This is a genomic window from Streptomyces sp. NRRL WC-3618 (genome assembly GCF_001280005.1).
Taxonomy (GTDB): domain Bacteria; phylum Actinomycetota; class Actinomycetes; order Streptomycetales; family Streptomycetaceae; genus Streptomyces.
The window spans coordinates 17,561-41,574 of record NZ_LGDW01000144.1 but is presented as its reverse complement, the minus strand read 5'-3'; the positions used below and the strand labels follow the sequence as shown (position 1 = coordinate 41,574).

The window sequence follows — 24,014 nt, the reverse complement described above, 5'->3', positions numbered from 1 at the left end:
CCTTCGCAGTCGCACCGGTTACGGTGCTGCCTAGGGAAGTGACGGACGTGACGGACGTGAGGGGCGGGGCCATGGCTGGATCAACGGGTTCGACCGCCGCAACCCCGGTAACGCCTACGACGACCGGAACCGTGCTGCTGCTCGCCGCCTCACCCATGGGCAAGGGCTGTCTGGTGGACGCGGCGTCCGTGCTGCCCGTTCTCGCGGCGGTGTCCCCGGCCGTGCTGTCCGGTACCGACACCGCGAACGTCGTCGAACTCGCCGACCCGCTGGAGCCGCAGGCCGTACTCACCCGGCTGCGCGCCGCCGCGGTGACCCCTGGACCGCTCACCGTCTTCCTCACCGGGCAGCTCCAACTCGACCGCAAACAGCACCTTCCGCATCTCGCGCTGGCCCGGACGACCCCCGCGACGGTCCGCTACACGGGGTTTCCCTGGCACTGGATCGCGGAGGAACTGCGGTTGCGGGCCCCGGGGACCACGACGCTCTTCCTCGACCTGCACGCCGACGCCGCCGCGTGGCAGCACGTCACCGGGCGGGTGTTCGACGCGGGGCGGGGGGTGAGCGTGTACGGGCGGGTCGCTCCGCCGCCGCCTCGGCGGGCGGTGGGTGTGCCGGCGTACATGAAGACGGTCGCGACGATTCTGCGCAGCGGGTACCGACCGGACGCGGGGCGGTTGCATCAGCAGGCGCTCGGGCGGTTGTCGTCGGAGGGGGTGGCTTACGGGGATGTGGTGCTGGCCTGGGACGCGGTGTCCGGGGCGGGTGTGAAGGCGGGATCACCGGGTGTGAACGCCGGGTCTGCCTCGCCCCCGCCGCCCCTACCCGTCCCGTCCCCGGGGGGCTTCGCCCCCAGACCCCCGGAGTCTCCCCGGGCGCAGCGCCCACCAGAGGGCCCGCTGAACCCAGCCGCAACGCCGCCGGGCCGCCCGGAAGAGGTGCCGCTGCGGGCCGGAGACGCCGTGGAGTCGGCGCCGCGCCGCCTCGCAGTGGTGCCACGCGCGGGCACAGAGATGTCGCTGCGAGACGCAGAGGCATCGCGCCGGGACGAGGAGGCGCCGCTGCGGGTGGCAGGAGGGGTGCCGCGTCCCGCCGCGGAGGTGTCGCTCCGAGGCGGAGAGGCATCGCGCGGAGGCGAGGAGGTGCCGCTGCGGGCCGGAGGCGTGCCGCGTCCCGGCGCGGACGGGGATGACCCGCGTCGTGCTGAGAGCGTGCCGCGTCCGGGCGAACGGGTGTCGCGGCGCGATGAAGCCGCCGACGGCAGCGATCCGCACTCCTTCATCACCTCCGCCGTTCAGGCCGGTCGGCACGCCGACGCCGACGCTGTCGCCGCCCGGTGGGAGCAGGCTGCCTTTCGTGAGCACGGTGCCGCCTCCGAAGAGGCGCTGCACTGGACCGAGGTCCGGGCCGACCTCGCGATGTTCGCCGGGGACCCGGCCCGGAGCTGTCGGGCCTGGCTGACCGTCGCCGGTACGCGGCTCAGCGCCGGTCAGGCGTCGGACGCGCCCGCTGTCGAGGCCGCCGTCGACCGGGCCCACCACCAGTGGACGAGCCTCGGCGAGAGCGCCGACGCCCGTGAACTCGGGCCTGTGGTCGTCGAGTTGAGGCGTCGGGTACCAGGCCGACGCGAAGGCGCCGTGCTGCATGCGGAACGGCAGTTGCAGAAGCTGGAGTCCGTCCAGCACGTGCCCGGTTAGGCCGACGACGGAGGCGGCGGCGGCGACAGGACGGCCAGGGCGCCGGACACCAGTGTCCGCACCCCCGGGCCCACCGTCGACAGGTCCGGGGCGAACAGCGGGCTGTGGTTGCTCGGTACCGCCGCGAGCCTCGCCATCAGGTCGTCGTCGCCCTCCGCCGCGTTCCACACCTCGGCCGGTGTGGTCGTCACGAACCAGTAGGCGTACGGGAGTTGGTCCGGCGCCAGGTGGGCGAAGTCCTCGCTGCCCATGGCCGGGCCGGGGTCGAAGACCGTGGCCGCGCCGAAGACCTCGCGGTGGGCCGCGGCCACCCGCTCGTCGAGTGTCGCGTCGTTGACCGTGACCGGGAAGGTCGCGCCGACCTGGATGTCCGGTTCGCGCGGGCAGCCCGCCGCCACGCACTCGCCCTGGGCGATACGCCTGATCGCGGCCAGCATGCGGCCCCGTACGTCGTCGGACTGGGTGCGCAGGTTCAGGGCGATACGGGCCGTCGCCGGGATGATGTTGTGCCGGGTGCCCGCCTCGATCACGCCGACCGTCAGGACGGCGGAGTCGCGGGCCGCGATCTCGCGCGAGACGACCGTCTGGAGGCGCGTGACGATGTAGGCCGCCGTCACCACCGGGTCGACCGTCGTTTCGGGACGGGAGCCGTGGCCGCCGACGCCGTGCACGATCACGTCGACGTCCGTCGACGCCGACATGATCAGGCCGGGGACGTGCGGGTACAGGCCGGCCGGGCCCGGCGCCGCGTGCTGCCCCAGCAGCGCGTCCGGGCGCGGGAAACGGTCGTACAGGCCGTCCGCCAGCATCGCCCGCGCGCCCTCGCCGGTCTCCTCGGCGGGCTGGCCGACCAGCACCAGCGTGCCGTTCCACGTGTCCCGGCCCGCCGCGAGTGCCTGGGCGGCACCCGCCAGCCAGGTCACGTGCAGGTCATGGCCGCAGGCGTGCATCACGCCGGGGACGGTGGAGGCGTACGGGAGGGCGGTTTCCTCGGTGACCGGGAGCGCGTCCATGTCGGCGCGGAGCAGGACCGTCGGGCCTTCGCCGTTGCGCAGGACGCCCACGACGCCCGTGCCGCCCACGCCCTCCGTCGTCTCGTACCCCGACTTCCGGAGCGATTCCGCCAGCAGGCCCGCCGTGCGGTGTTCCGCCAGGGAAAGTTCCGGGTGGCGGTGCAGGTCGCGGTAGAGGTCTTCGAGGGCCGGGAGGGGGAGGTCCGCGGTGAGTTCGAGCGCGGTGCGGGCGATGGGTGAGGTCACGTGGGCAGCGTATGCCTCCGGCCTGAGCGGCGCCGGGTCACTCGTTCGGCGGCACACTCGCGGCCGTCGGCCGTCGCCGCTGACATCCACGAGGGAGAGCGGGACGCGCGGACGCTCTCGTCGGCCAGCCGGTCCGGAACGGACGGGTCTGCCGCCTACGACCGACATGTGGTCCGCGTCGCGGTGATGATGTGCCGCCGGTGGGGCGGAGGGGGGAGTTGTCCCACCGGCGGCTGCTCATGCCGGGCCGGGTGTCACCGACCCGGTGCCACTACCCGGGTGTCACGGACCCGGGTATCAGAACGCGGGGATGGCGGCCTGGGCACGGCCGTCGGCGTCCCGGGCCTTGTTGATGTTGCTCTGGAGGTTGCCGGTCAGCGGGAAGTTGGCGTGGCCCCACTGGGAGTTCCACAGTGCGTTGCGCGGCGCGTCGGCCATCCTCTGCATGGTGACCAGGGCCGGCGTGTCCCAGGTCCCGTTGCCCCAGGCGTGCGGTACCTCGCCCCACTTGGCGAAGCGGAAGGCGTGGGTGCTCGCGCCGTCCTTGTGGTAGACGATCTCGACGCGGTTGCCGCTCATCGGCACCTCGTTGATCGGGTGGGTGCTGTAGCCCCCGTGCCGGGAGGCGGCGAGGAAGCTGGGCCGCTCGTCGCCCTGCCGCTGGAAGACCACGACGGACTCCCAGTCGTGGCGGTGACCGAAGGCGTCGGCGCCGTTCAGCGTCTGGTCCTTCTCGAAGTAGAGCCCGTAGACGTACGCGCACCAGCCGTTCTTGCACCAGCTCTGCGCGTAGGTGTTGGCCCTGCCGAGGTGGCCGTCGCGGCACTGGCCGGTGATCGACCCGCTGTTGTTGAGACCGCCGTTGAGGTTTCCGTTCGAGTCGACCGCCGCGGCGGGGAAGCAGCCGTCCGTGTCGTAGTCGAAGAGCGGCATGTACTTGGCCTGGAAGGTGTCGGCGTTCCACGGCAGCGGGTTGAGGACGGCGGCGTTGGCGCTGCCCGTCAGGCCCACGGTCAGGGCGGTGGCACTGGCCGCGACGAGCGCGGTCTTCGTGAGACGGGACATCTTCAGGGACTTCAATGCCTGGGGCATACGGAACATGGGGGTGCTCTCCGGTGGGTCGGGCCGCTCATGCGGCTCGGTCATGCCGTCGATCCGGCGTGGCGAGAACGAATCTGGCAGCGGGAGAGTTGTTCGGCACCCCGTTTCATCAGGCCGAACAATGTCCGGGGCGCTCTGGCGCGGTTGTCCGTCGGCGCGTCATGGACCGGACACCGACACCACACCTTCCGTTGGCCCGGCCGGGAGGTTCGGATCGAGTCCTGGTCACTTTCCGTTTCGGAAACTAGCCTCTTTCCGTGCTGGAAACTATCGGCTACTCTTTCCGTCATGGAAACAAACGGGGTACGCCCGACGCAGGAACAGGCCCGTTCCGCCCTTGCCGATACCGAGCACGTCCGGGCCTCCGCCGCAGCGCTGTCGGCCACGCCATGGCCGACCTGGTTCTTCATCGCGCTCACGCTCTACGTCGCCGCGCTTCCGATCACCTACGCAGGCATCGCGGCCGACTCGGACTGGCTGCTGCCGCGCCCCGCCTGGCTGGGGATCATGCTGGCGATCACCGCGGTGTACGGGGCGCTCTTCTCCGTCGCGTCCAAGGCGTGGCGTAACAAGACCGGGGTGGCGCTGCGATTGGACGTGCTGCCGAAGCGGGCGACCGTCCCGCTCGCGGTCGGCCTGCCCGTGCTGCTGCTGGGGTCGGCGTTCGCGTTCCGCTTCACCGGATGGCCGGTGTGGCCGATCTCGGCCTCGCTGATCGGTGCCGCCGCCTCCGTCGGCTTCCACCTCGCCTTCGTCCGCCTGCACCGGAAGACCACGTGAGCGCCGAGGACCACGACGGGCCGGCGGGATTCGACACCACCATCCACGCCCCGAACCGGCTGCGTGTCTGCGCCCTGCTGGACACCGCGGGCGAGGCGGAGTTCGGCCTGGTCCAGAAGCAGCTCGACCTCTCGGCCTCCGTGCTGAGCAAACATGTCACCGTGCTGATGGACGCCGGCTACGTCGAGCAGCGCAAAGCCGTCCGCGACACCCGCCAGCGCGTGTGGCTCCGCCTGACCGGGCGGGGCCGGGCTGCCTACCAGGGGCACCTGGCGGCGCTGCGGGCGATCGTGGGGCCGTCGGATCCGGCGCTCTAGCCATTGGCGTTCCCCGGGTTCTCTGAGCCTTCGGCGTCGTGGTCGTCGTGGTCGTCGTGGTCGTCATGGTCGTCGTTCTTGGCGTCGCACTCGAACCAGACGGTCTTCCCGGGGCGGGCGGGATGCGAGGGCATCCGGTACCAGCCCCAGCGGTCGGTGACGGCCTCGACGATCAGCAGTCCGCGCCCGCCTTCTTCGTCCACGGCTGTGGGGAACCTGGGAAACACCGGGGCCAGCGGTTCCGTGTCGGCCACCTCGACGCGGACGCCGCCGGACCGCCGCAGCAGCAGTACGGTGGCCCGCCGGCCCGGGACATGTCGTACGACGTTGGCGACCAGCTCGGTCAGGGCGAGGGTCGCGGAGTCGGCGAGCTCGGGCATCTCCCAGGAGTGGAGATACGTCCGCAGGATGTAGCGGAGGTGCCGCGCCGAATGCTCACCGAGGGTGAAGTTCATGCCGTACCTCGGCCCAAGTGGGCTTTCGTCCAGTTCGGTTGCGTCAGTTGCGTGATTCACGTCACCAGAATGCAGTGGCCTGATTACGCTGTGCCACAGAACGATTCCAACGACGCGAAGCGTCAGCTTGGGGGTGGCCCACCATGGCCAACATCCGCGAACTCGACCCCAGCGCCTCACCGCTGGACTACTTCGGCTTCGAGCTACGGCGCCGGAGAGAGGAAGCGGGCCTGACCCAGGGGCAGTTGGGCGGCTGCATCTTCTGTACGGCGTCATTGGTCGGCCAGGTCGAGACGGCGAGGAAGGTCCCGACGAGGGAGTTCGCCGAGCGCGTGGACGCGGCGCTGGGAACGGACGGTACGTTCTCGCGGCTGGTGGGGCTGGTGCTGCGCAGCCAACTCCCGCACTGGTTCCAGGCGTACGCGGAGATGGAGGCGCGGGCCACGTACATCTCCACGTACCAGTGCCAGTTGGTGTACGGCCTGTTGCAGACGCCTGAGTATGCGGCGGCGTTGCTGAGCGTCGACCATCCGGACAGGGTCGAGGAGATGGTTGCGGCCCGAATGGAACGGCAGCGCGTTCTCAAGCGGGACGAGCCGCCGGTGCTGTGGGTGGTCCTGGACGAGTCCGTGCTGCTCCAGGCGGTGGGTGGCCGCGAGGTCATGCGGAACCAACTCGCCCACTTGTTGGGCTTCCGGAACCACCCGTGGGTGCATGTCCAGGTGCTGCCGTTCTCCGTGGGCGCGCACACCGCCATGATGGGCACGTTCAACCTTCTGCGCTTCGACGACGACCCGGATATTCACTACTGCGAGAGCTACGACCAGGGGCACATGACCGCCAACCCGGACGTGATCAGGGAGCGTTCGGTCGGTTACGCTCGATTGCAGGCCAAGGCCCTCTCGCTTGAGGACTCGGCTGACCTGATCGCCCGCGTGATGGAGGAACGCTATGGAGACCAGCCAGCAGTTGACGGCCGCGACGTGGCGTAAGTCCAGCTATAGCGGCACTAGCGGCGGCGACTGCGTCGAGTGTGCCCCCCTCGGCGCCGCCGCCTGGCGCAAGTCCTCGTACAGCGGTGACACCGGCGGCGACTGCGTCGAAATAGCCCCCCTCACCCCCCACATCGCCGTCCGCGACTCAAAGGCCCCCGGCCTGGGCGCTCTCACGCTCACGCCGGAGGCCTTCGCCGCGTTCGTCGCCTCGGTGTCCGCCTAGGAACTGGTACCGGTACTGGTCAGGATGACGAGTTGCTGGGTCGCCCGCGTCATCGCGACGTAGCGGTCCACCGCCCCCTCGATGCCCTCGCCAAACCGCTCCGGGTCGATGACGACGACCAGGTCGAATTCGAGCCCCTTCGACAGTGACGGGGTCAGCGACCGGACGCGTGACGTCGTCGGCCGGAACCCGGGATCGCCGATGACGCAGGCGATGCCGTCAGGGTGTGAGGCGAGCCAGGTGTCGAGGACCGACGCGAGGTCCGACACCGAACCGTGCCCGACCGGGACACCGCCGCTGCGGATCGAGGTCGGGACGTTGGCGTCGGGGAGGGCGGCCCGGATGACCGGCTCGGCCTCCGCCATGATCTCCTCCGGCGTCCGGTAGTTGATGCTGAGGGAGGCCAGGGTGACCCGGTCGAGCCCGATCCGCTCCAGCCGTTCCTCCCACGATTCCGTGAACCCGTGCCGGGCCTGCGCGCGGTCCCCGACGATGGTGAAGCTCCGGGACGGGCAGCGCAGCAGCAGCATCTGCCATTCCGCGTCGGTGAGTTCCTGCGCCTCGTCCACGACGATGTGGGCGAACGGCCCGGCGAGCAGGTCCGGGGCGGCGGTGGTCAGTTCGGACTCGTCGACCAGGCTGACCTTGGCGTCCTGGCCGCGCAGCATCCGTACCAGGCCTTCGCCGTCGTCACCGTCGGCGCCGGAGTCGGAGGCGGCGTCGATCAGGTTGTCGACGACCTGGGTCATCCGCTCGCGCTGGGCGGCGAGGGCGCTGTCATGCCGGCGTTTGCGCCGGGCCGCCTCCGGGTCGCCGAGCCGTTGGCGGGCCGCGTCCAGGTACGGCAGGTCGGACACCGTCCAGGCGTGGGCGTCCGCGCGCCGCAGTTTCCGTACCTCATCAGGGGTGAGCCAGGGCGCGCACATCCGCAGATAGGCGGGGACGGACCACAGGTCTCCGACGAGGTCGGTCGCTTCGAGGAGCGGCCACGCGCGGTTGAAGGCCGCGACCAACTCCCGGTCCTGGGCGAGGGACTTGCGCAGGAGGGCGGGCGAGACGCCGTACGCGTCGTCAGGGTCGGCGTCCTCGTGCTTCTCGGCGAGGATCGTGAGGAGTTCCTCCCAGACCTGGTCGCGGGCCTCGTTGTGCGGCACACCGGGCGCCGCCTCGAAGGCCACGGCCCAGTCGGCGGCGGTCAGTCGGACGTCGGACCAGGGCGTCGAGACCGTCAGCCGCTGGGTGGGCGGCTCCTCGTAGAAGCGGACGGCCTTCTCGATCGATCGCACCAGCTCCGCCGACGACTTCAGCCGGGCCACCTCCGGGTCGGACTCGACCGCCGCCGACGCCCCCTCGTCGACGAGGTCCCGCAGGGTGCAGGTCTGCACGCCCTCCTCGCCGAGACTGGGCAGGACATCGGCGACGTACGCCAGGTAGGGCCGGTGCGGGCCGACGAACAGGATGCCGCCACGACGGTGACTGAGGAGAGGGTCGGCGTAGAGGAGATAGGCGGAGCGGTGCAGGGCGACGACCGTCTTGCCGGTGCCCGGTCCGCCGTCGACGACGAGCGCGCCGCGTGATCCGGCGCGGATGATGGCGTCCTGGTCGGCCTGGATGGTGCCGAGGACGTCGCGCATCCGGGGGGAGCGGTCGCTGCCCAGGCTGGCGATGAAGGCGGACTGGTCGTCGAGGGCCGCGGCGTGCCCGTCGAAGCCGTCCGAGGCGAACACCTCGTCCCAGTAGTCGCTGATCCGGCCGTCGGTCCAGCGGTACCGCCGCCTGCTCGTCAGGCCCATCGGGTTGCCGTGGGTGGCGCCGAAGAACGGCTCGGCGGCCGGGGAACGCCAGTCGAGCAGCAGCCGCCGGCCCGTGCTGTCGGTGAGGCCGAGCCGTCCGACGTACACGGACTGTTCGGGGTCGTCCGCGCTGACCATGTGGCCGAGACACAGGTCCAGGCCGAAGCGGCGCAGGGCACGCAGCCGGGCGGTGAGTTGGTGGATCTCGGTGTCCCGGTCCATCGCCTCGCGGCCGATGCCGCCGGGGGCCCTGCGTACGGTGTCGAGACGGGCGGACAGTTCGGCGATCGACTGTTCCAGACACTCCGCGATGGCGGCGAAGTGCCGCTCGTCGCGGGCGATCAGCCGCGGGTCGGCCTTGGCGGAGAGACGCTCGGGAAGGGCGAACGCGCTGGTGGTGACGGACGAGGTCGTGGTGGAGGTCTGGGAGTGCACTGCATCAGCTCCGAACTGAGATGGGGCTGTCGGTAGCGGTCTTTCGGCCGGCCGTGTCGAGCAGCAGCTTCGCGGCGACCGTCGCGCCGTCGGTGCGGATCGTGGCGGCGACGGAGGCGGCTCGTTCGCGGGTCCCGGGGGCCAGGGCGATCCCGAGCGCGGCGGACAGGGACGCGAACGTCGGCGTCGGGCCGTCGTGCGCCGCGCCGATGCCCGACTCGGCCACCCGGGCGGCCCAGTAGGGCTGGTCCACGATCTGCGGTACGACCACCTGGGGCGCCCCGGCCCGCGCGGCGGTCGTCGTCGTACCCGCGCCGCCGTGATGCACGACGGCGGCGACCCGGGGGAACAGTGCCTGGTGGTTGACGTCTCCGACGGCGAGGCAGTCCTCCTGGTCGTCGATCAGGGAGAGGTCGGCCCAGCCCCGTCCGACGAGGACGCGCCGGCCCTGCGCGCGCACCGCCTCGACGGCCACCCGGGCGATGTCCGCCGACTCCCGCATGGGCATGCTGCCGAAGCCCACGTACACCGGCGGTTCACCGGCGTCCAGGAACGCCAACAGGTCGGCGGGCAGCGGCCGTTCGTCGGGCAGGAGCCACGCCCCGGTCTGTACGACGGTCAGGTCCGCCGCGTCGGAAGGATCGGAAGGGGACGTCGGCCACGGTCCCAGAACCGGGTCGGCCGCCAGCAACGGCCGGTCGGTGAAGACGTGGCGGAGGGCGTCGTCCACGACCGGCTGGCCGATCGACGTCCGGTGGGCGTTGATCCCCGGCCCGTACAGGATGTCGAAGCTCTCGCGGGTCAGGTCCCACAGCACGCGGTTGTCGGTCTCGTCCGGCGGGAACGGGCGGCCCGGCAGCGCGTGCGGCCTGTGGTGGGGCGACGGCAGCATGGTCGGGAAACAGGCCACGTAGAGGAACGGGACGCCCAGCTTCTCGGCCGCCGACCGGGCCGCGGCCACCGCCGGGACGAGTCCGGTCGCCACCACCGCGTCGCATCCCTCGGCCGCCGCCACGACCGCCTCGTACTGCGCGACGGTCAACGCGGCGGCACGCCGGGGCAGGCCCTCCGGCGTCAGCGGAGCCGTCCCGGTGACCAGCGTGCGCACCGGCTCGGCGGCCGGCGCGAACTCCACGCCGACCTCGGCCAGCAGCTTCGCGAACTCCTCGTCCGACGGCGCGCACACCCGCACCTGGGCACCCAACTCCCGCAACGCGACCGCGAGAGCGGCCATGGGCTGGACATCCCCGCGCGACCCATAGGTCGACAGCAGAACACGCACTTCGAAGGCTCCCCGTTTCCGCAGATTCCGGCTCAGGCCGGAGATTCTGCGGCACAACGGGGGCCTTGCCGCAAGCCCCCCGGTGCGCTATACCTTGAAGAAGGCAAGGAGTCGCGACTCCTTGCCTTTGTTCTTTCCCCGGCTCTTGCCTCTGTTTTTGTCGCGCGCCCGGACGGCGAACCTCAGCCCTGCGCGCCCCTCTGCTGACATAACCCCTTTCGGCTGTACTTAGGCGGGTGAACGGTACGGTCCCGTTTCGCTCAGTGGAAGAAAAGTTCCATTGACAAGCCGGTTACGTGCGCGGCATTTGGGGGAAACATCCTGGCCGTTCTCTTTAGGCCATCCGGCGCCACCATGGCGACCCGCGCAGGAAGAGAACGCGATGACGGACACGGACACGGACAGAGTCACGGAGGCCGCGGGCACGGAGGGCTACTCCCCCCGCCTCTACAACGAGGACCTCGCCCCGGCCACCGAGCGCAAGTGGGGCGCGTTCAGCATCTTCAACGTGTGGACCTCGGACGTACACAGCCTGTACGGCTACTTCCTCGCCGCCAGCCTGTTCCTGGTCGCCGGGAACACCTTCAAGTTCCTGATCGGTATCGGCGTCGGATCGCTGATCATCTACTACCTGATGACGCTGATCGGCAAGGCCGGCGTGCGCACGGGCGTCCCCTACCCGGTCCTCGCCCGTGCCTCCTTCGGTACCTTCGGCGCGAACGTACCGGCGCTGGTCAGGGCCGTGGTCGCCACGTTCTGGTACGGCGCGCAGACCAGCGCGGCGGCGGGCGCGATCGTGGCCTTCCTGATCCGCTACGACGGCCCGAAGAAGCTGCACGAGACGACCCACCTCTTCGACCACAGCGGCCTGGAAGTCATCTGCTACCTCGCCGTCTGGGCGGCCCAACTGCTGATCATCAGCAAGGGAATGGAGACGGTCCGCCGGTTCCAGGACTTCGCCGGACCGGCGGTCTGGCTGATGATGCTGGTGCTGGCGGTGGCCCTGTCGGTGAAGGCGGGCACGCTGTCCTTCTCCGTGGACATGCCGGCCAAGGACCTGGCGGCGCTGGCGAAGAACGCGACCGGCCTGGACGTGACGCCGGGTTCGTTCGCCGCGATAGCGGCCATCGCGGCCACCTGGGTGACGTACTTCGCCGCGCTGTTCCTGAACTTCGGTGACTTCGCCCGCTTCGCCCCGGACGAGAAGACCCTGAAGAAGGGCAACGTCTGGGGCCTGCCGGTCAACCTGATCCTGTTCTCGCTGGTCGCGGCGATGACCACGGCCTCCGCGAGCAAGGTGTACGGCGAGGTCATCCTCGAACCGGCGGCGATCTCAGCGAAGTTCGACAGCGCGTTCCTCGTCCTGCTGGCAGCCCTGACGTTCGCGGTCGCGACCCTGGGCATCAACGTCGTCGCCAACTTCGTCAGCCCGGCCTTCGACTTCGCCAACGTGGCCCCGAAGCACATCACGTTCAAGCGCGGCGGCCTGATCGCCGCCGTGATCGCCCTCCTCCTCTACCCCCTGCACCCCTGGGACAACGCCCCGAGCTTCGTCAACGCCATCGGCTCGACGATGGGCCCGATCTTCGGCGTGGTCGTCGTCGACTACTACCTCCTGCGCAAGGCCCAGCTGAACGTCCCCGACCTCTACAAGGAGGACGGCGAGTTCCGCTTCCAGGGCGGCTGGAACATACGCGCCTTCGCGGCGGCGGCAGTGGGCGCGATCTTCTCGAGCATCCTGCCGACGTACGGCCCGGCGGGCTACGGGGCGGCCCTCGGCCCGTACTCCTGGTTCATCGGGGTGCTGGTCGCCGGGGCGATCTACTTCGGCGTGAGCGGCGGGAAGAGCCGGCTGGTGGGGTCCGGGGAGCCTGCGGTCTGACGGCGGGTGGCCCGGCGCGGAAACGTAACAGCACGCTCGTTCGAGTGAATGGTTCGGGATTCCGTATTCGGGCCGCCGGTCTACCCTGGGACTGTCGCGCTGAGCGAAGGAGGTCTGACATGGCGACGGCGGAGCCGATCATCATGCCGGGTTACCAGGGCGAGGCCATTCACGGTCCGTACGACGATCCTGACGATCCCGATGGCGAGCGCTACGGGAGGCGTATGCGGGAGTACCTGGGCGGCGCAAGCGTCGAGCAGGCCTTCGAGCTGTTCAGTGCGGCTGCCCCTGAGGGCTGGCGTGTAGAGCTGGTCGAAGGGGAGATCTACGTGGTGCCACCGGCGAATGGGGAGCACGAGGAAATCGTGTCCGAAGTCGCGGATCAAGTGACCGTGCGCCGTACCGACCGTACCTTGCGCAATTACACGGGTATCGGCCTGAACGTTCCCGGGGCATCCGACACCGGCCATGTCATCCCCGACCTGGTCGTCGCCCCCAAGGGCAGCTTCGACGACGAGGAGGAGTGGCACGACACGGCCTCCGTGCTTCTGGTCGCCGAGGTCACCTCGACCTCGACCGCCGCGCGCGACCGTGACAAGAAGATCCTCGGCTACGCCCGCGCTGACATCCCCGTCTACCTGCTGATCGACCGGGAGGAGGGCGAGGTGCTGGTGTACTCCGAGCCGTCGGGCGACGACTACGCCAAGAGCCTGAAGCACAAACTGGGCCTGAGCGTGCCGTTGCCCGCGCCCCTGGGATTCGAGCTGGACACGGCTGAGTTCTGAGTGCCGGAGCCGTCCTGATGAGCTGGATGGAACGGACGCTTCCCTACCCCGGTCGGCCCAGGGTCGCCCACCCCGCTTCGTGCACGGGCCCGGCCCGGTGCGGCTCCGCCGCCCGCGCCGGGCCCGTGTTCGCCGCGATGATGAGGGTGGCGGCGGCGATGACCGCCGCGCAGACCGCTCTGAAGTGTGAGAGCACGGCAACCTCGCAACAACAGCGACAGCGACGTATTAAGCACGCTTAACTCGTGGCTTAACGTAGGGGTAGACGGGCCTCAACGGCAAGTAGGCGCAGGGGAGTTGGGCGATGGTGGAGCGCGACGACCCGGAAGTCATCGGGCGCAGGGTGCAACGGCTGCGAATCGAGCAGGGGCTGACCCAGCGGCAGTTGGCGGAGCCCGCCTACACCCCCGCGTACGTCTCCACCCTGGAGGCGGGGCGCGTGCGCGCCTCCGACGAGGCGCTGCGGCACATCGCCGATCAACTCGGGGTGGCATACGAGGAGTTGGTGACCGGGCGGCCCGCCCACCTCGCCACCGGCCTCCGGCTGCGTCTCACCGACGCCCAGCGCACCCTCGCCACCGGCGAGACCGAGGCGGCGGCCAAGCAGTACGGCGAGTTGAGGGAGGAGGCCGCGCGGCTCGGGCTGGTCGCGGAAGAGGCGACCGCGCTGCTCGGGCTCGGGGAGTGCGGGGTGGAGACCGGGGATCTCGCGGCCGCCCAGGAGTACTTCGAACTCGCCGAACGGTGTCTCGCCGACGAGCCGCTGACCGGTCGGGTGCCCGCCCTGCGCGGACGGGCCGTCGCGCACTATCTCGCCGGTGAACTCCGTTACTCCGTATACCTTCTCGAGTCCACGATCGACGAGCTCAACCGCAGCGGGCTGCACGATCCCGACGCTCTCCTCCCCCTCTACGCCAGTTCCATCGCCCCCTACATGGACATGGGCGCCCACGCGCGGGCGGCCCAGGCGGCCGAACTCGCCCTCGCGCTCGCCCCGCAGGTACGGGATCCCGCGCTGGTCGCCCGGATGCACCGCCAGGTGGCCCGGACGATGCTCGCCGAGGGACGGTACGCGGAGGCCGACGCCTCGCTGGCGAAGGCCGCCGAGCTGTACCGGCAGCTGCAGATCCGTACCGAGCTGGCCAACTGCCACTGGATGCGCGGGTACCTCCACGCCCAGCAGAACGAACTCGCCCTCGCGGAAGCCGAGTTGCGTCAGGCGCAGGCCATGCTGTCCGCCAAGCGCGCCGCGCTCTACAGCAGTCAGGTCACGGTCGAGCTGGCCGACGTACTGCACCGACGCGGCAAGTCCGACGAGGCGGCGGCGCTGCTGCACGACGTACTCGGGGACCTGTCGTCGGAACGCGGCGCGGTGCACTCGGCCGCCGCCCACCGACTGCTCGGCATCATCGCGGAGGACGCCCGCGACACGGACAAGGCCGAGGAGCACTACGTACGCGCCCTCAGCGTCCTGGAGCGCGCGGGCGCCGCCGGTGACCTCGCCGACCTGTGCCGGCTGCTCGGCGATCTGCTGCGCCGGACGGGCCGGGTGGAGGCCGCGCTCGACGCCTACCGGACGGGGCTGGGGCATCGTACGGCCCCCGGAACCACGACGCTCGGCCCGGCGCCCGCACAGCCGCCTCTCTGACTGGGCGTCGGTGAAAGGATTCCCCCGGTGCCGGACAAGGCAGGTCGTGGAATCCATGACGGAAAAGAGGGCCGCCCGGGATCAGCGGGCCCGCTTCGAGGCGCTGGCGCGCGTCGTGACGGTGCCCCTGCACCGCTATCTGCTGCGGCGCGCGGACCCCGACCAGGTCGACGACATCCTCTCGGAGACGCTGCTGGTGCTGTGGCGCCGCATCGGGGACGTACCCGGGCTGGACCCGGAGCGCATCCCCGAGCCCGACCCCGACGCCGTGCTGCCCTGGTGCTACGGCGTGGCCCGGGGCTGCCTCGCCAACGCCCGCCGCGCGGACCGGCGCAGACGCTCCCTGCTGGAACGCCTGACGTGGACGGCGGCGGGCGCGGCGCCGGAGACGGGGGACGCCGATCACACCGCCCTGCACGCGGCGCTCGCCCAACTCCGCGCGCTGGACCGGGAGATCGTCCAGCTGTGGGCGTACGAGGAACTCACCCCGAGCCGGATCGCCGAGGTGACCGGCCTGAGCGCGAACGCCGTGAGCATCCGGCTGCACCGGGCGAAGAAGAAGCTGGCGGCGCGACTGGAGCGAAAGACCGGGGCGCGCCCCGGACATGAGACGGACGAAGGACAAGGAACCGGTATCGGAAACGGAGGGAGCAGTCGGTGAACGACGACGAGTTGCTGGCCCGTCTCAAGGCCACGGACCCGGCACTGACCTCTCAGGCTCCGCGACCTGACGTCCCCCGTCTCATGGAGGCCACGATGAACACACCGACGACAGCCACAGCACCGACGACCGCCGCCAAGGACACGGCGCCGCGCCCCCGCTTCGTACCGGCACTGGCGTTCACCGCATTGCTGCTGCTGGCAGCGGGCGGCGCCATCACCTGGGGCGTCACGCGGGGCGGAGACGGTACGGCGGAGAAGGCCGCCCCTCCCGCAGCCACGGCCGCTCCTCACCCCCACCCCCACACGGGACCCCTGACCCTGGCTCTCCCGGACAGCGGTGCGGCGGCGGCGAAGTGCGTGGCACCCACCCCCGACCTCCTGCGCCGCCACCAACTCGCCTTCGAGGCCACGGTGACCGCCAAGCAGGCCGACCGGGTGGATCTCAAGGTCGACCACTGGTACCGCGCCACCACCGACCCCGCCGACCGCCCCGCCGAGGTCAGCCTCACCAGCGACGAGGCCTACTCGGAGGCGCCGGACTTCGAGATCGGCGCCCACTACCTGGTGACCGCCGACAACGGCGCCGTCCCGATGTGCGGGGGCACCACGGAGGCCACGGACGAGGCGAGGGCCCTGTTCCGCGAGGCGTTCTGAGCTGGTCGGTCGCGGTGATGCGGTTGCGCCGAGTTATTCGTTCGCGCGTGCGAGCCGCGTCTGCGTATTTTCATGATCATGACATCCTCAACCGGCCTGCCGCACAGCCGTCGTTGTCCCATCTGGCTGATCCCGGTGATGTGGACGCTCGGCCTCGGCCTGTGGGGGCTGTCGCGGCAGGACAGCGTGTGGCGGGACGAGGCCGCGACCTGGCAGGCCGCCGAACGTTCCCCGGCCGAGATCTGGCATCTGCTGGGGAACGTGGACGTCGTGCACGGCGGCTACTACCTGCTGATGCACGCCCTGTTCGAGTGTTTCGGGGCGGGCACCACCACCCTCCGGCTGCCCTCGGTGATGGCCATGGCGGTGGCGGCGGCCTGCGTGACGGCCATCGGCCACCGGCTGGCCGACAAGTGGGTCGGCCTGGCGGCCGGGATGGCGTTCGGGCTGCTCCCGGCCGTGCAGTTCCACCTTCAGGAAGGGCGCCCGTACGCTCTGGTCGCGGCCGGCGCCGGGATCTCCACCTGGCTGCTCGTACACCTCCTCCACGGACGGGACCGGAGGGCGTACTGGGTCGCCTACGGCGGCACCGTCCTGATGTGCGGACTGCTCAACTGGCTCTCGCTGATGGTTCTTCTGGCGCACCTGGCGACCCTCGTCCGGACGCGTGCCGGGCGCCGGGTGTGGATCCGCTGGGCCGCGTCCTCCACGGCCGCCACAGCGGGGGTGCTACCCCTCGCCCTCTTCAGCCGAGAGCAGGCCCAACAGGTGGCATGGATACCGCCGTTGACCTGGCACATGGTGATCGGCCCGGCGATCCTGCTGCTGATCGGCGGCGTCGGCGCCCTGCTGGACCGCCCCCGGCCGGGCCGACTGTCGGTGGCGGCCGTCGCGTTCCCGCTGCTCGCGGTGCCGCAGCTCGGCCTCCTGGGCGTCTCCCTGGTCCGGCCGCTGTTCCTGGACCGGTACATCCTCTACAGCCTGCTCGGCCTGGCGCTGCTCATCGGTACGGTGGTCGGCGCGGCGACACGGGCCGCCGCGCCCCGATTGCCGCGAGCGCCGATGTGGATCCTCCCCACGGTGATCGCCGTGGCGACGGCGGCACTGCTGCCCCAGTCACTGGCCAAGCGGTCCCCGGAAAGCAGGGTGGACGACGTCGTGGCGATCACGTCGGAAGTACGGCGGCTGAAGAAGACCGGCAGCGCGGTGCTCTTCGTCCCGGCGGACCGCCGGGACACCGAATCCCTCTCCCCCAGCGCCTTCGCCGGCCTGCGCGACATCGCCCTGACCCGCAGCCCGCAGGAGTCCGGAACCCTGAAGGGCGTGGAGGCGCCCCCGAGCCGGATACGCGCCGCGATGCTCACCCGGCAACGAATCCTCCTGGTGACGGACACACCCCAGGTGGCGAAACCACCGACGACCGCCCGGGACAGAACGAAGATGTCCGTCCTGAAGAAGTACTTCACCCCGGTGGCCGACGAACAGACCCGCGGCCGGCGGGTGACGGTGTACGAGCGGCTGGTGTCAGTTCACTGATGTCAGCTCGCTGACAGGCCGCCCTCTCGGCCGTCTGCCCGTCTGCCTGTCCGCTCGCCTGACCGTCAGCCCTCCTGCACCTTTGTCCTCAAGTCGCGATGTCGGTGGACTGTGCACGATTTGGGACCATCGATTGCTGTTCGACGCTAGGGTTCCCTTGATGCGCAGGGTGTGTGGTGCGCATCACATGTCACTAACGTGCGTCTGGGGGGGGCTCGTGCACGAGATGGTCAAGGGCGCCAATGTCAGCCTGGCGGCGCTGAGTGAAGACGTGGGCTCGGTGATGGTGAGACTGAGCTGGAGCAGTCCGACGGGGGAGGGCGACGCCGATGTGTCCGTCCTGCTGCTGACCGCCGACGGCAAGGTGCGCAGCGACGGTGACTTCTACTTCTACAACAACCCGGTCGCTGCCGACGGCAGCGTGCAGCTACTGGGCAAGGCGCCGACAGCCGACGGCAACGAGGACCGCATCACCTTCGACCTGACGGCCATCCCGGCCGACGCCGAGCGGATCGTCGTGGCGGCGAGCCGCTACGAGGGCGCCCGCTTCTCCGACCTGCACGACCTGTGCCTGACCCTCGCCGACGGCGCCGGCGAGAGCCTGCTGCGTTTCTCCGTCGAGAACCCCGGCGAGGTGGGAGCGCTGCTCTTCGGCGAGCTCTACCGGCGGGGCGGGGACTGGAAGTTCCGGGCGATCGGCCAGGGGTACGAGTCCGGACTCGCGGGCCTCGCAACGGACTTCGGCGTCGACATCGACGACGACGCGGAGAGGGAGGCGGTGGAGAAGCCGGAAGGGCATGCTGTACCGGCGCCGGAGACGTGGTCCGAGTCCCTGCCCGCCATCCCGGCACAGGCGACGAGCGAGCGCCTTCTAGCGCCCGTGCCGTGCACGCCACTCGTGCCCTCCGTGCCGCCGGATCAGCCGGAGGCGAAGACTGTGCCGCCCCGGCCCCGTACCGCGAAGAAGAAGGTCACGCTGCCCAAGGTGGCCAAAAAGTCCCTCGCCGAGAACGATGCCTGGCGAGTGGCGCGGCTCTTCCCCGCGTCCGCCCTCAAGAGCGACCGTGAGCGCGAGACCCGGGCTACCTCTGTGCTGCTGTCCGTGATGACCCAAGTTCCGGAGTTCGGAAGGAGGTTGACGGCGGGGTTCGGCGCTCCGTCCGGCCGGATGGAAACGTTCACGGAGGTCACGCTGCCCAATGGCGACTCCCCGCGCCGCCCCGACGGAGTGATCCGCGTCGAACGGGCCGGCAAGTTGTGGACGGCACTCGTCGAGACCAAGACGAACGGCAACTCCCTCAAGCAGGACCAGGTACAGGCGTATGCGGACATCGCCGCCCGGCGCGGTTACGAGGCCGTCATCACCCTGTCCAACGACGTCGAACTCGACGGCAGCCCGCTGGTCGAGGTCAAGGCGGACGGCCGACGCAAGCACAAGGTCGCCCTCTGGCATCTCTCGTGGGCGGAGGTCGCCCACCAAGCCCAGATGCTGATCCGCCACGAGGGCGTCGGCAACGCGGCCCACGCCTGGCTGCTCCAGGAACTCCTGCACTACCTCCAGCACGAGAACTCCGGCTGCCACGGCTTCCAGAACATGGGCCCCGCGTGGGTCCCCGTACGCAACGGCATCGACGACGAGACCCTGTGCCAGGGCGACTCGCGTGCGGTCGACGTCGTCGAGAGCTGGGAGCGTCTGGTCCGGCAGGTGTGCCTGCGGCTGGGTGGCGAACTCGGCCAGAAGGTGCTGCCCGTGCAGCGCGCGAAACGCGGCAGCGATCCGCGCACTCGTCGCGCCGCCCTGGCCGATCAACTGTGCGCGGACGGCCGGCTGGAGGCCGAACTCCGCATCGACGGCACGCCCGGCATCCTCGCCCTCTGCGCCGACCTGCGCACCGGCAAGCTGCGTACGTCCATCGAGATCCCCGCTCCCGAACAGGGCTACCCGCTCACCTGGGCCAAGCGGCTGGTCCGCCAACTCGCCGACGCCCCAGCCGACTTGCACGTCGAGGCACTGCTCGTCGGCCAGGCGCCAGGTCCGCGCGGCACCCTGGAACGACTCCGCCCGGAGCCGGCCGACCTGCTGCCCAAGGACGGCACGCCCATCACCGGCTTCCGCCTGTCCCTCTTCCGCGGCATGGGCAACACCCGCGGCAACGCTGAGTCCGGCTTCATCCGCAGCGTCGACGAGTCCGTTGACCGCTTCCACGCCCATGTGGTTGCCCACCTGGACCGCCGTACGTCGCCGTCCCGTACGAGGGAGACGGCCGCCACGGGCTGACACGCACCGCGGCGCCCCACCTCCACCGGCGGGCGCCGCAATGTTCGTACGGGGTGGGGCACTTGAGGTCGCTCAGCGCTTCGTCGTGCCGCTGCGGTACGTCGAGATGCCCAGGGCCAGGAGCCAGTAGCTGAGGATCGCGCCCATCGAGGCTGTCGTGCCCCAGCCGTTCGCCGCGTAGAAGTCGGCCGGGGTGTTGCCGAAGAACAGGGACGGTACGAAGGCCAGGTTGATGCCCGCCAGGACGTATGCCGAGCGGGTCGTCCAGCGGGGGAGGAGGTTCGTGCGGGCGATCGTGTAGGCGGTCGCCGTCAGGAAGAGGGCGAGCAGGAGGCGGCTGATCGAGCCGTAGAGGATGTACGTGCCGTTCACGTCGATCGTCGGGTCGATCGAGTGGTCGGTGGCGATCACCGCGCCGGCCTCCAGGCCCATGGAGACCAGGATGATCGTCGCGTAGACGAGGCCCGTCGAGTAGGCCAGGGAGGCCGCCCACTCGTAGGCCGGGTTCACCCGCTTCACCAGCTCGCGGAAACTCGTCACGAAGACGATCAGGGAGGCGAGCGCGAGGATCCCGATCAGGAGGCGGGCCAGGACGTTCGCGTCCGGGGGTGGGCCCGAGTAGACGAAGTACAGGGGCACTTCGACGATCAGGGCGAGGGCGGTGGCGATACCCGCGACGCCGGTCAGCCGACGGGCGGTCGCCTCGCTCAGGCCGGTCGGGCGGGGGGACTCGGCGGAGTCGGTGGTGTTGTCCGGGGCGGTGGTGTGCGTGGTCTTCGGCGTCTTGCTCATGTTGTTCATGTAAGGGATCGTGCCGGGCGCCGCGCTTTTCGTCCCTGGGCCTGAGTGGCCGATGTGGGGGTGGTGTCAGGTACACCCCCCCATGTGTTCCAGGTCAGTACAGGTCCTCGTCCTGGCCCGAGTCCTGCTCCCAGTCATCCCCTTCCGCTTCCTGCTGCGGCGGCTGCGGCGGCTGAGGCCGGACCGGTCCCCGCGTCGGGCTCGGGCTCTGGCCCGGTGTCGGACTCGTACTCGGATTCGGACTCTCCGTGGGGCTCTGGCTCTGGCTCTCGCCGCTCACGGGGGTCTGTGGCGGCGCCGGGAGAGCGTTCCGGGTCTGCTTCAGGCGTTCGGCGCCCACCTGGACCGCCTGGACCGTGTACTCCGTGTGGGGCTCTCTCAGGCCGCCGTTGGTGAGGACGATCGCGTCGTCGCCGACCCGTACGGCGGCGAGGTCCAGGGTGAGCGTCGCGCGGGCCCCTTCCAGCTTGCCCCGCGTCGACAGCCGCAGCCCCTGTCTGGCGTCCCCCGCCTCCGGCAGCCGGACCTCCGTGACCCGCACCTCCTGCCGGGCGCCGCCCGTCCCCACCGCCGTGAACCGGCCGCATTTCTGCGGCATCGTCCTCAGCCAGCCGAGCCTCTTGTCCACGTCGGCGCGATGGGCGGCGTTGACCTGGTAGTGGAGCTGGTCACCCTCGGCGGAGTCGTCGAAGCCGACGACGGCATGGGCGCCGGACGGCTCGCCCAGCAGCTCCTCCGTGTACACGGAGTCGAGGAGGCGTCCGCAGTCCGCCTTGTCCGCCGTCCCCTTGAGCAGCGCGTCCCGCCAGAGCGCCGAGCCCTTGGTGGGGGCCCACGGCGCCCCGAGGTCGGTGGGGGTGAGGAGGGCGTCCCTGGCCTGGGTGTCCGTGAGGGCGGTCGGGGCGGTGGAGGTCTGCTGGGCGGCGGTCGAGGCCGGTGAGGTGGGGGAGGCGGCGGATTCGGCCGGCCGGCGCTGCGAGCTGTTCCCGCTGCCGCCGTCCCCGTCGCGCACGCACGCGGCCGTGGTCAGCAGGGTGACCGCCCCGAGGGCCGAGGCGAGCAGCCGTACCGCGCGGGGAGAGGGCCGACGGGTCATCAAGGGGATCCTCCAGAGGTGCCGGTACGTCAGATCTCTCCTCCGACCGCACCATCGCCCGCGCGAACCCACCAGCGGGCGGGGCCCGTCCGGGTGAGCGGGGCCGGTGGTGAGGGTGATGCGGGGGGCGTGGGAGTCTGTGCGGCCTGGGAAAGGAGACCTCACCGTGACGACCGCGGAACCCGCCCACGCCCAGCCCAACTCCCTTGACGTTCAAGGGAGTTCATCTGACCCCATCCCCGTGATCATCGACTGCGACACCGGTGTCGACGACGCCCTGGCCCTGCTGTTCGCCGTACGCCACCCGGGACTCGACCTCCGTGCGGTCACCTGTGTCGCCGGGAACACGGACGTCGACCAGGTCGTACGCAACACCCTCACCGTCCTCGACCAGGCCGGCGCCCCCGATCTGCCCGTCGCGCGCGGTGCCGAGCGGCCGCTGCTCGAGCCCGCGCGGCCCGCCACCCATGTGCACGGACGAGACGGCATGGGCGACCTCGGCCTGCCCGCGCCCACCACCCGGACGCCCGTCGACGTGGACGCCGTGACCCTGCTGCGCCGCGAGATACTCGGCTCGCCCCGCCCGGTCACCCTCATACCGATGGCACCGCTCACCAACATCGCCCTGCTCCTACGTACGTACCCCGAGGTGACCCGCAACATCGAGCGGATCGTCTTCATGGGCGGCGCGGTGGACGTCGGCAACGCCACGCCCGTCGCCGAGTTCAACGTGTGGCACGACCCGGAGGCCGCCGCGGTCCTGCTCACCGCCGGGGTGCCGATCACGATGTACGGCCTGGACGTCTTCCGGCGCGTCGTCATGCCGGCGGCGGACGTACAAAGGCTGCGGGAGAGCGCGGAACCCGGTGCGCGTCTCGCCGGTCAGCTCCTCGCCCACCGCGACCCGGCCGTCACCGGGGACCCCACCCCCACGGGCGGCCTCGGCGACGCGGGCGCCGTCTGCGTGGTCGCCGACCCGGCGGGGCTGACCACCAGCGCGCTGCCCGTCGAGGTCTCCCTCGCCCCCGGCCCGGCCCGGGGCCAGACGGTCGTCGACCGCCGACCGCGCCCCGGCGAGTCCGAGATCCACCACGGCGCGCGGGCGAAGCCGCTGGTGGACGTGGCGCTCGACGTCGACGTGGAGCGGTACGTGAAGCTGTACCTCGGGACGGTCGAGACGCGATAAGGCACCGGCGGAAATGACATCCGCCCCGGTATCGCTCACGAGGAGCGGTACCGGGGCGGACGTATGCCTACCTGGTGTGTCTGCCTGTCTACGGGCAGGTGCAGGTACGGGTACGGGTGATCACGAGCCGGCGCGAGCGGTCTTGCGTCGCTTCGTCGCCACCACGATCGCCGCGCCGCCGATCAGCAGCGCAGCGGCACCGCCCGCGATCGGGCCGGTGGAGCTGCCGCCGCCGGTCTCGGCCAGCGGGGGCTGGGTGCTGTCCGGGGTGGTCGGCGTGGCCGGCGGCGTGGACTCCGGGGTCGACTCGCTGGGCGTCGGGGTGCCCGGCGTCTCCGTGACGGGCGGGGTCGTCTCCGACACGGGCACGGACGGAGTCGGCGTACCCGGGGTCTCCTCGGCCGGCGGAGGCGGCGTCGGGGTCGGGGTGCCCGGGGTCTCCTCGACGGGCGGAGGCGTGGTCGCGCAGTCCTTCGTACCGCCGTTCCAGGCGGCGATCAGCTTGTCCTTGATGACCGGACGGTCCGGGCCCTTGGGCACGTCACCGTGCTCGAAGCCGTCCTTGGCGTCCATGTCACCGTCGAACTTGACCTTGCCGCGGTACAGGTCGACCTGCGCGTAGCAGCCCGCGTCCGGCACCGCGATGTCGAGCGAGTCGGTCTGACCCTGCATGACCGTGACGGTGTCGAAGTCGACGAAGACCTGGACGCCCGAGGTGGCGAAGGTGGCGCCGTGGGCGAGGTAGGAGGCCAGGGAGGCGGTGCAGGTGCTGGCGTCACCGGCGGTGCGGACCTTGACGTGGACCTTGCCGCCGTCGGTGGGCTTGAGGTTCTGGTCGTCGACGCGGACCGAGTCGAAGAAGTTCTGTCCGTCGAGGGAGAACTGGCAGCGGTCGGTCTCGGTCTTCGTGCCCGCGCCGGCGCCGGGCTTGTAGCCGCCGGTCGCGGAGCCCCAGCCGTCACCGCCGGGCCCGGTGGCCCAGGCCCCCGAGGCGGAGGCCGCGCAGAGCGCGAGCGCGGCGGCGCCCGTCCCCAGGAGGTGCAGCGCGGTGACACGTCTCGCTATGGACATGCGGATCCCATCTTCGCGTGTGCGAGAACCCGGGCACGGCGGGAGGGCAGCGCGTTGCTGCCAGGCCGGCCGGGGGA

General features: G+C 70.9%; 22 protein-coding genes. 13 read left to right on the top strand and 9 right to left on the bottom strand.

The genetic code is table 11. The annotated features are described in order from the left end of the window. Positions 1–71: 71 nt before the first annotated feature. On the top strand, positions 72–1,697 hold the full coding sequence (locus ADL01_RS16490; protein WP_053742747.1) for a hypothetical protein: 1,626 nt from the start codon (positions 72–74) through the stop codon (positions 1,695–1,697). On the opposite strand, the gene ADL01_RS16485 is transcribed toward ADL01_RS16490, so the two are convergent. Together ADL01_RS16485 and ADL01_RS16480 are read right to left on the bottom strand one after the other, a co-directional pair. Then, positions 1,694–2,956: an amidohydrolase gene (locus tag ADL01_RS16485; RefSeq protein WP_053742746.1), complete on the bottom strand. Its 1,263-nt coding sequence runs from the start codon at positions 2,954–2,956 to the stop codon at positions 1,694–1,696. The two genes, ADL01_RS16490 and ADL01_RS16485, sit on opposite strands and share 4 nt — an antisense overlap. Before the next feature lie 297 nt (positions 2,957–3,253). Further along, the gene (locus ADL01_RS16480; protein WP_234354663.1) at positions 3,254–4,102 is read right to left on the bottom strand and encodes an NPP1 family protein; all 849 of its coding nucleotides are present in this window, start codon (positions 4,100–4,102) and stop codon (positions 3,254–3,256) included. Positions 4,103–4,345: 243 nt separating this feature from the next. On the opposite strand from ADL01_RS16480, the gene ADL01_RS16475 reads away from it, so the two are divergent. Together ADL01_RS16475 and ADL01_RS16470 are read left to right on the top strand one after the other, a co-directional pair. After that, complete coding sequence (locus tag ADL01_RS16475) at positions 4,346–4,837, top strand: hypothetical protein (protein ID WP_053742745.1); 492 nt, start codon at positions 4,346–4,348, stop codon at positions 4,835–4,837. Next, on the top strand, positions 4,834–5,154 hold the full coding sequence (locus ADL01_RS16470) for a transcriptional regulator (RefSeq protein WP_053742744.1): 321 nt from the start codon (positions 4,834–4,836) through the stop codon (positions 5,152–5,154). Before ADL01_RS16475 ends, ADL01_RS16470 begins: the two co-directional genes overlap by 4 nt. Here the strand turns inward: ADL01_RS16470 and ADL01_RS16465 are convergent. Then, on the bottom strand, positions 5,151–5,609 hold the full coding sequence (locus ADL01_RS16465) for an ATP-binding protein (protein ID WP_063783531.1): 459 nt from the start codon (positions 5,607–5,609) through the stop codon (positions 5,151–5,153). The genes ADL01_RS16470 and ADL01_RS16465 overlap by 4 nt on opposite strands. A gap of 143 nt (positions 5,610–5,752) precedes the next feature. Here ADL01_RS16465 and ADL01_RS16460 point away from each other — a divergent pair, with 143 nt between their 5' ends. Together ADL01_RS16460 and ADL01_RS16455 are read left to right on the top strand one after the other, a co-directional pair. After that, the gene (locus ADL01_RS16460) at positions 5,753–6,601 is read left to right on the top strand and encodes a helix-turn-helix domain-containing protein (RefSeq protein WP_053742743.1); all 849 of its coding nucleotides are present in this window, start codon (positions 5,753–5,755) and stop codon (positions 6,599–6,601) included. Beyond that, positions 6,561–6,827, top strand: coding sequence for a DUF397 domain-containing protein (locus ADL01_RS16455; protein ID WP_053742742.1), 267 nt, complete (start codon positions 6,561–6,563; stop codon positions 6,825–6,827). Before ADL01_RS16460 ends, ADL01_RS16455 begins: the two co-directional genes overlap by 41 nt. Here ADL01_RS16455 and helR read toward each other — a convergent pair. Next, positions 6,824–9,055: an RNA polymerase recycling motor ATPase HelR gene (helR, locus tag ADL01_RS16450; protein WP_053742741.1), complete on the bottom strand. Its 2,232-nt coding sequence runs from the start codon at positions 9,053–9,055 to the stop codon at positions 6,824–6,826. The genes ADL01_RS16455 and helR overlap by 4 nt on opposite strands. Before the next feature lie 4 nt (positions 9,056–9,059). After that, on the bottom strand, positions 9,060–10,337 hold the full coding sequence (locus tag ADL01_RS16445; protein WP_078960564.1) for a glycosyltransferase: 1,278 nt from the start codon (positions 10,335–10,337) through the stop codon (positions 9,060–9,062). A 382-nt stretch (positions 10,338–10,719) separates the two neighbouring features. Between ADL01_RS16445 and ADL01_RS16440 the strand changes: the two genes are divergently transcribed. Together ADL01_RS16440 and ADL01_RS16435 are read left to right on the top strand one after the other, a co-directional pair. Beyond that, entirely contained in the window at positions 10,720–12,219 is a 1,500-nt protein-coding gene (locus tag ADL01_RS16440; RefSeq protein ID WP_053742739.1) for an NCS1 family nucleobase:cation symporter-1, read from the top strand. A gap of 224 nt (positions 12,220–12,443) precedes the next feature. Then, on the top strand, positions 12,444–13,004 hold the full coding sequence (locus ADL01_RS16435) for a Uma2 family endonuclease (RefSeq protein ID WP_053742781.1): 561 nt from the start codon (positions 12,444–12,446) through the stop codon (positions 13,002–13,004). Between the two features lie 43 nt (positions 13,005–13,047). Here the strand turns inward: ADL01_RS16435 and ADL01_RS45355 are convergent, their stop codons facing one another. Further along, the gene (locus ADL01_RS45355) at positions 13,048–13,200 is read right to left on the bottom strand and encodes a hypothetical protein (protein ID WP_199834840.1); all 153 of its coding nucleotides are present in this window, start codon (positions 13,198–13,200) and stop codon (positions 13,048–13,050) included. A 108-nt stretch (positions 13,201–13,308) separates the two neighbouring features. On the opposite strand from ADL01_RS45355, the gene ADL01_RS16430 reads away from it, so the two are divergent. From ADL01_RS16430 to ADL01_RS16410, 5 genes are all read left to right on the top strand, one after another. Further along, the gene (locus ADL01_RS16430) at positions 13,309–14,652 is read left to right on the top strand and encodes a helix-turn-helix domain-containing protein (RefSeq protein ID WP_053742738.1); all 1,344 of its coding nucleotides are present in this window, start codon (positions 13,309–13,311) and stop codon (positions 14,650–14,652) included. Positions 14,653–14,707: 55 nt separating this feature from the next. After that, positions 14,708–15,313, top strand: a complete 606-nt coding sequence (locus tag ADL01_RS16425) for an RNA polymerase sigma factor (RefSeq protein WP_234354662.1) — start codon at positions 14,708–14,710, stop codon at positions 15,311–15,313. Then, positions 15,310–15,969 (top strand): hypothetical protein, encoded by a 660-nt coding sequence (locus ADL01_RS16420; protein ID WP_053742736.1) that lies wholly within the window; start codon positions 15,310–15,312, stop codon positions 15,967–15,969. Before ADL01_RS16425 ends, ADL01_RS16420 begins: the two co-directional genes overlap by 4 nt. A gap of 78 nt (positions 15,970–16,047) precedes the next feature. Continuing rightward, complete coding sequence (locus ADL01_RS16415; RefSeq protein WP_053742735.1) at positions 16,048–17,505, top strand: glycosyltransferase family 39 protein; 1,458 nt, start codon at positions 16,048–16,050, stop codon at positions 17,503–17,505. Between the two features lie 226 nt (positions 17,506–17,731). Then, complete coding sequence (locus ADL01_RS16410) at positions 17,732–19,783, top strand: TerD family protein (RefSeq protein ID WP_053742734.1); 2,052 nt, start codon at positions 17,732–17,734, stop codon at positions 19,781–19,783. A gap of 72 nt (positions 19,784–19,855) precedes the next feature. Here ADL01_RS16410 and ADL01_RS16405 read toward each other — a convergent pair whose 3' ends face one another. Both ADL01_RS16405 and ADL01_RS16400 read right to left on the bottom strand, forming a co-directional pair. Beyond that, positions 19,856–20,494: a hypothetical protein gene (locus ADL01_RS16405; RefSeq protein ID WP_053742780.1), complete on the bottom strand. Its 639-nt coding sequence runs from the start codon at positions 20,492–20,494 to the stop codon at positions 19,856–19,858. 184 nt (positions 20,495–20,678) lie between these two features. After that, on the bottom strand, positions 20,679–21,680 hold the full coding sequence (locus ADL01_RS16400) for a hypothetical protein (protein WP_063783530.1): 1,002 nt from the start codon (positions 21,678–21,680) through the stop codon (positions 20,679–20,681). Positions 21,681–21,846: 166 nt separating this feature from the next. On the opposite strand from ADL01_RS16400, the gene ADL01_RS16395 reads away from it, so the two are divergent. Beyond that, positions 21,847–22,866, top strand: a complete 1,020-nt coding sequence (locus ADL01_RS16395; protein ID WP_420719721.1) for a nucleoside hydrolase — start codon at positions 21,847–21,849, stop codon at positions 22,864–22,866. Positions 22,867–22,986: 120 nt separating this feature from the next. On the opposite strand, the gene ADL01_RS16390 is transcribed toward ADL01_RS16395, so the two are convergent. Then, positions 22,987–23,937 (bottom strand): LAETG motif-containing sortase-dependent surface protein, encoded by a 951-nt coding sequence (locus tag ADL01_RS16390; protein ID WP_053742733.1) that lies wholly within the window; start codon positions 23,935–23,937, stop codon positions 22,987–22,989. Between the last annotated feature and the right edge of the window lie 77 nt (positions 23,938–24,014).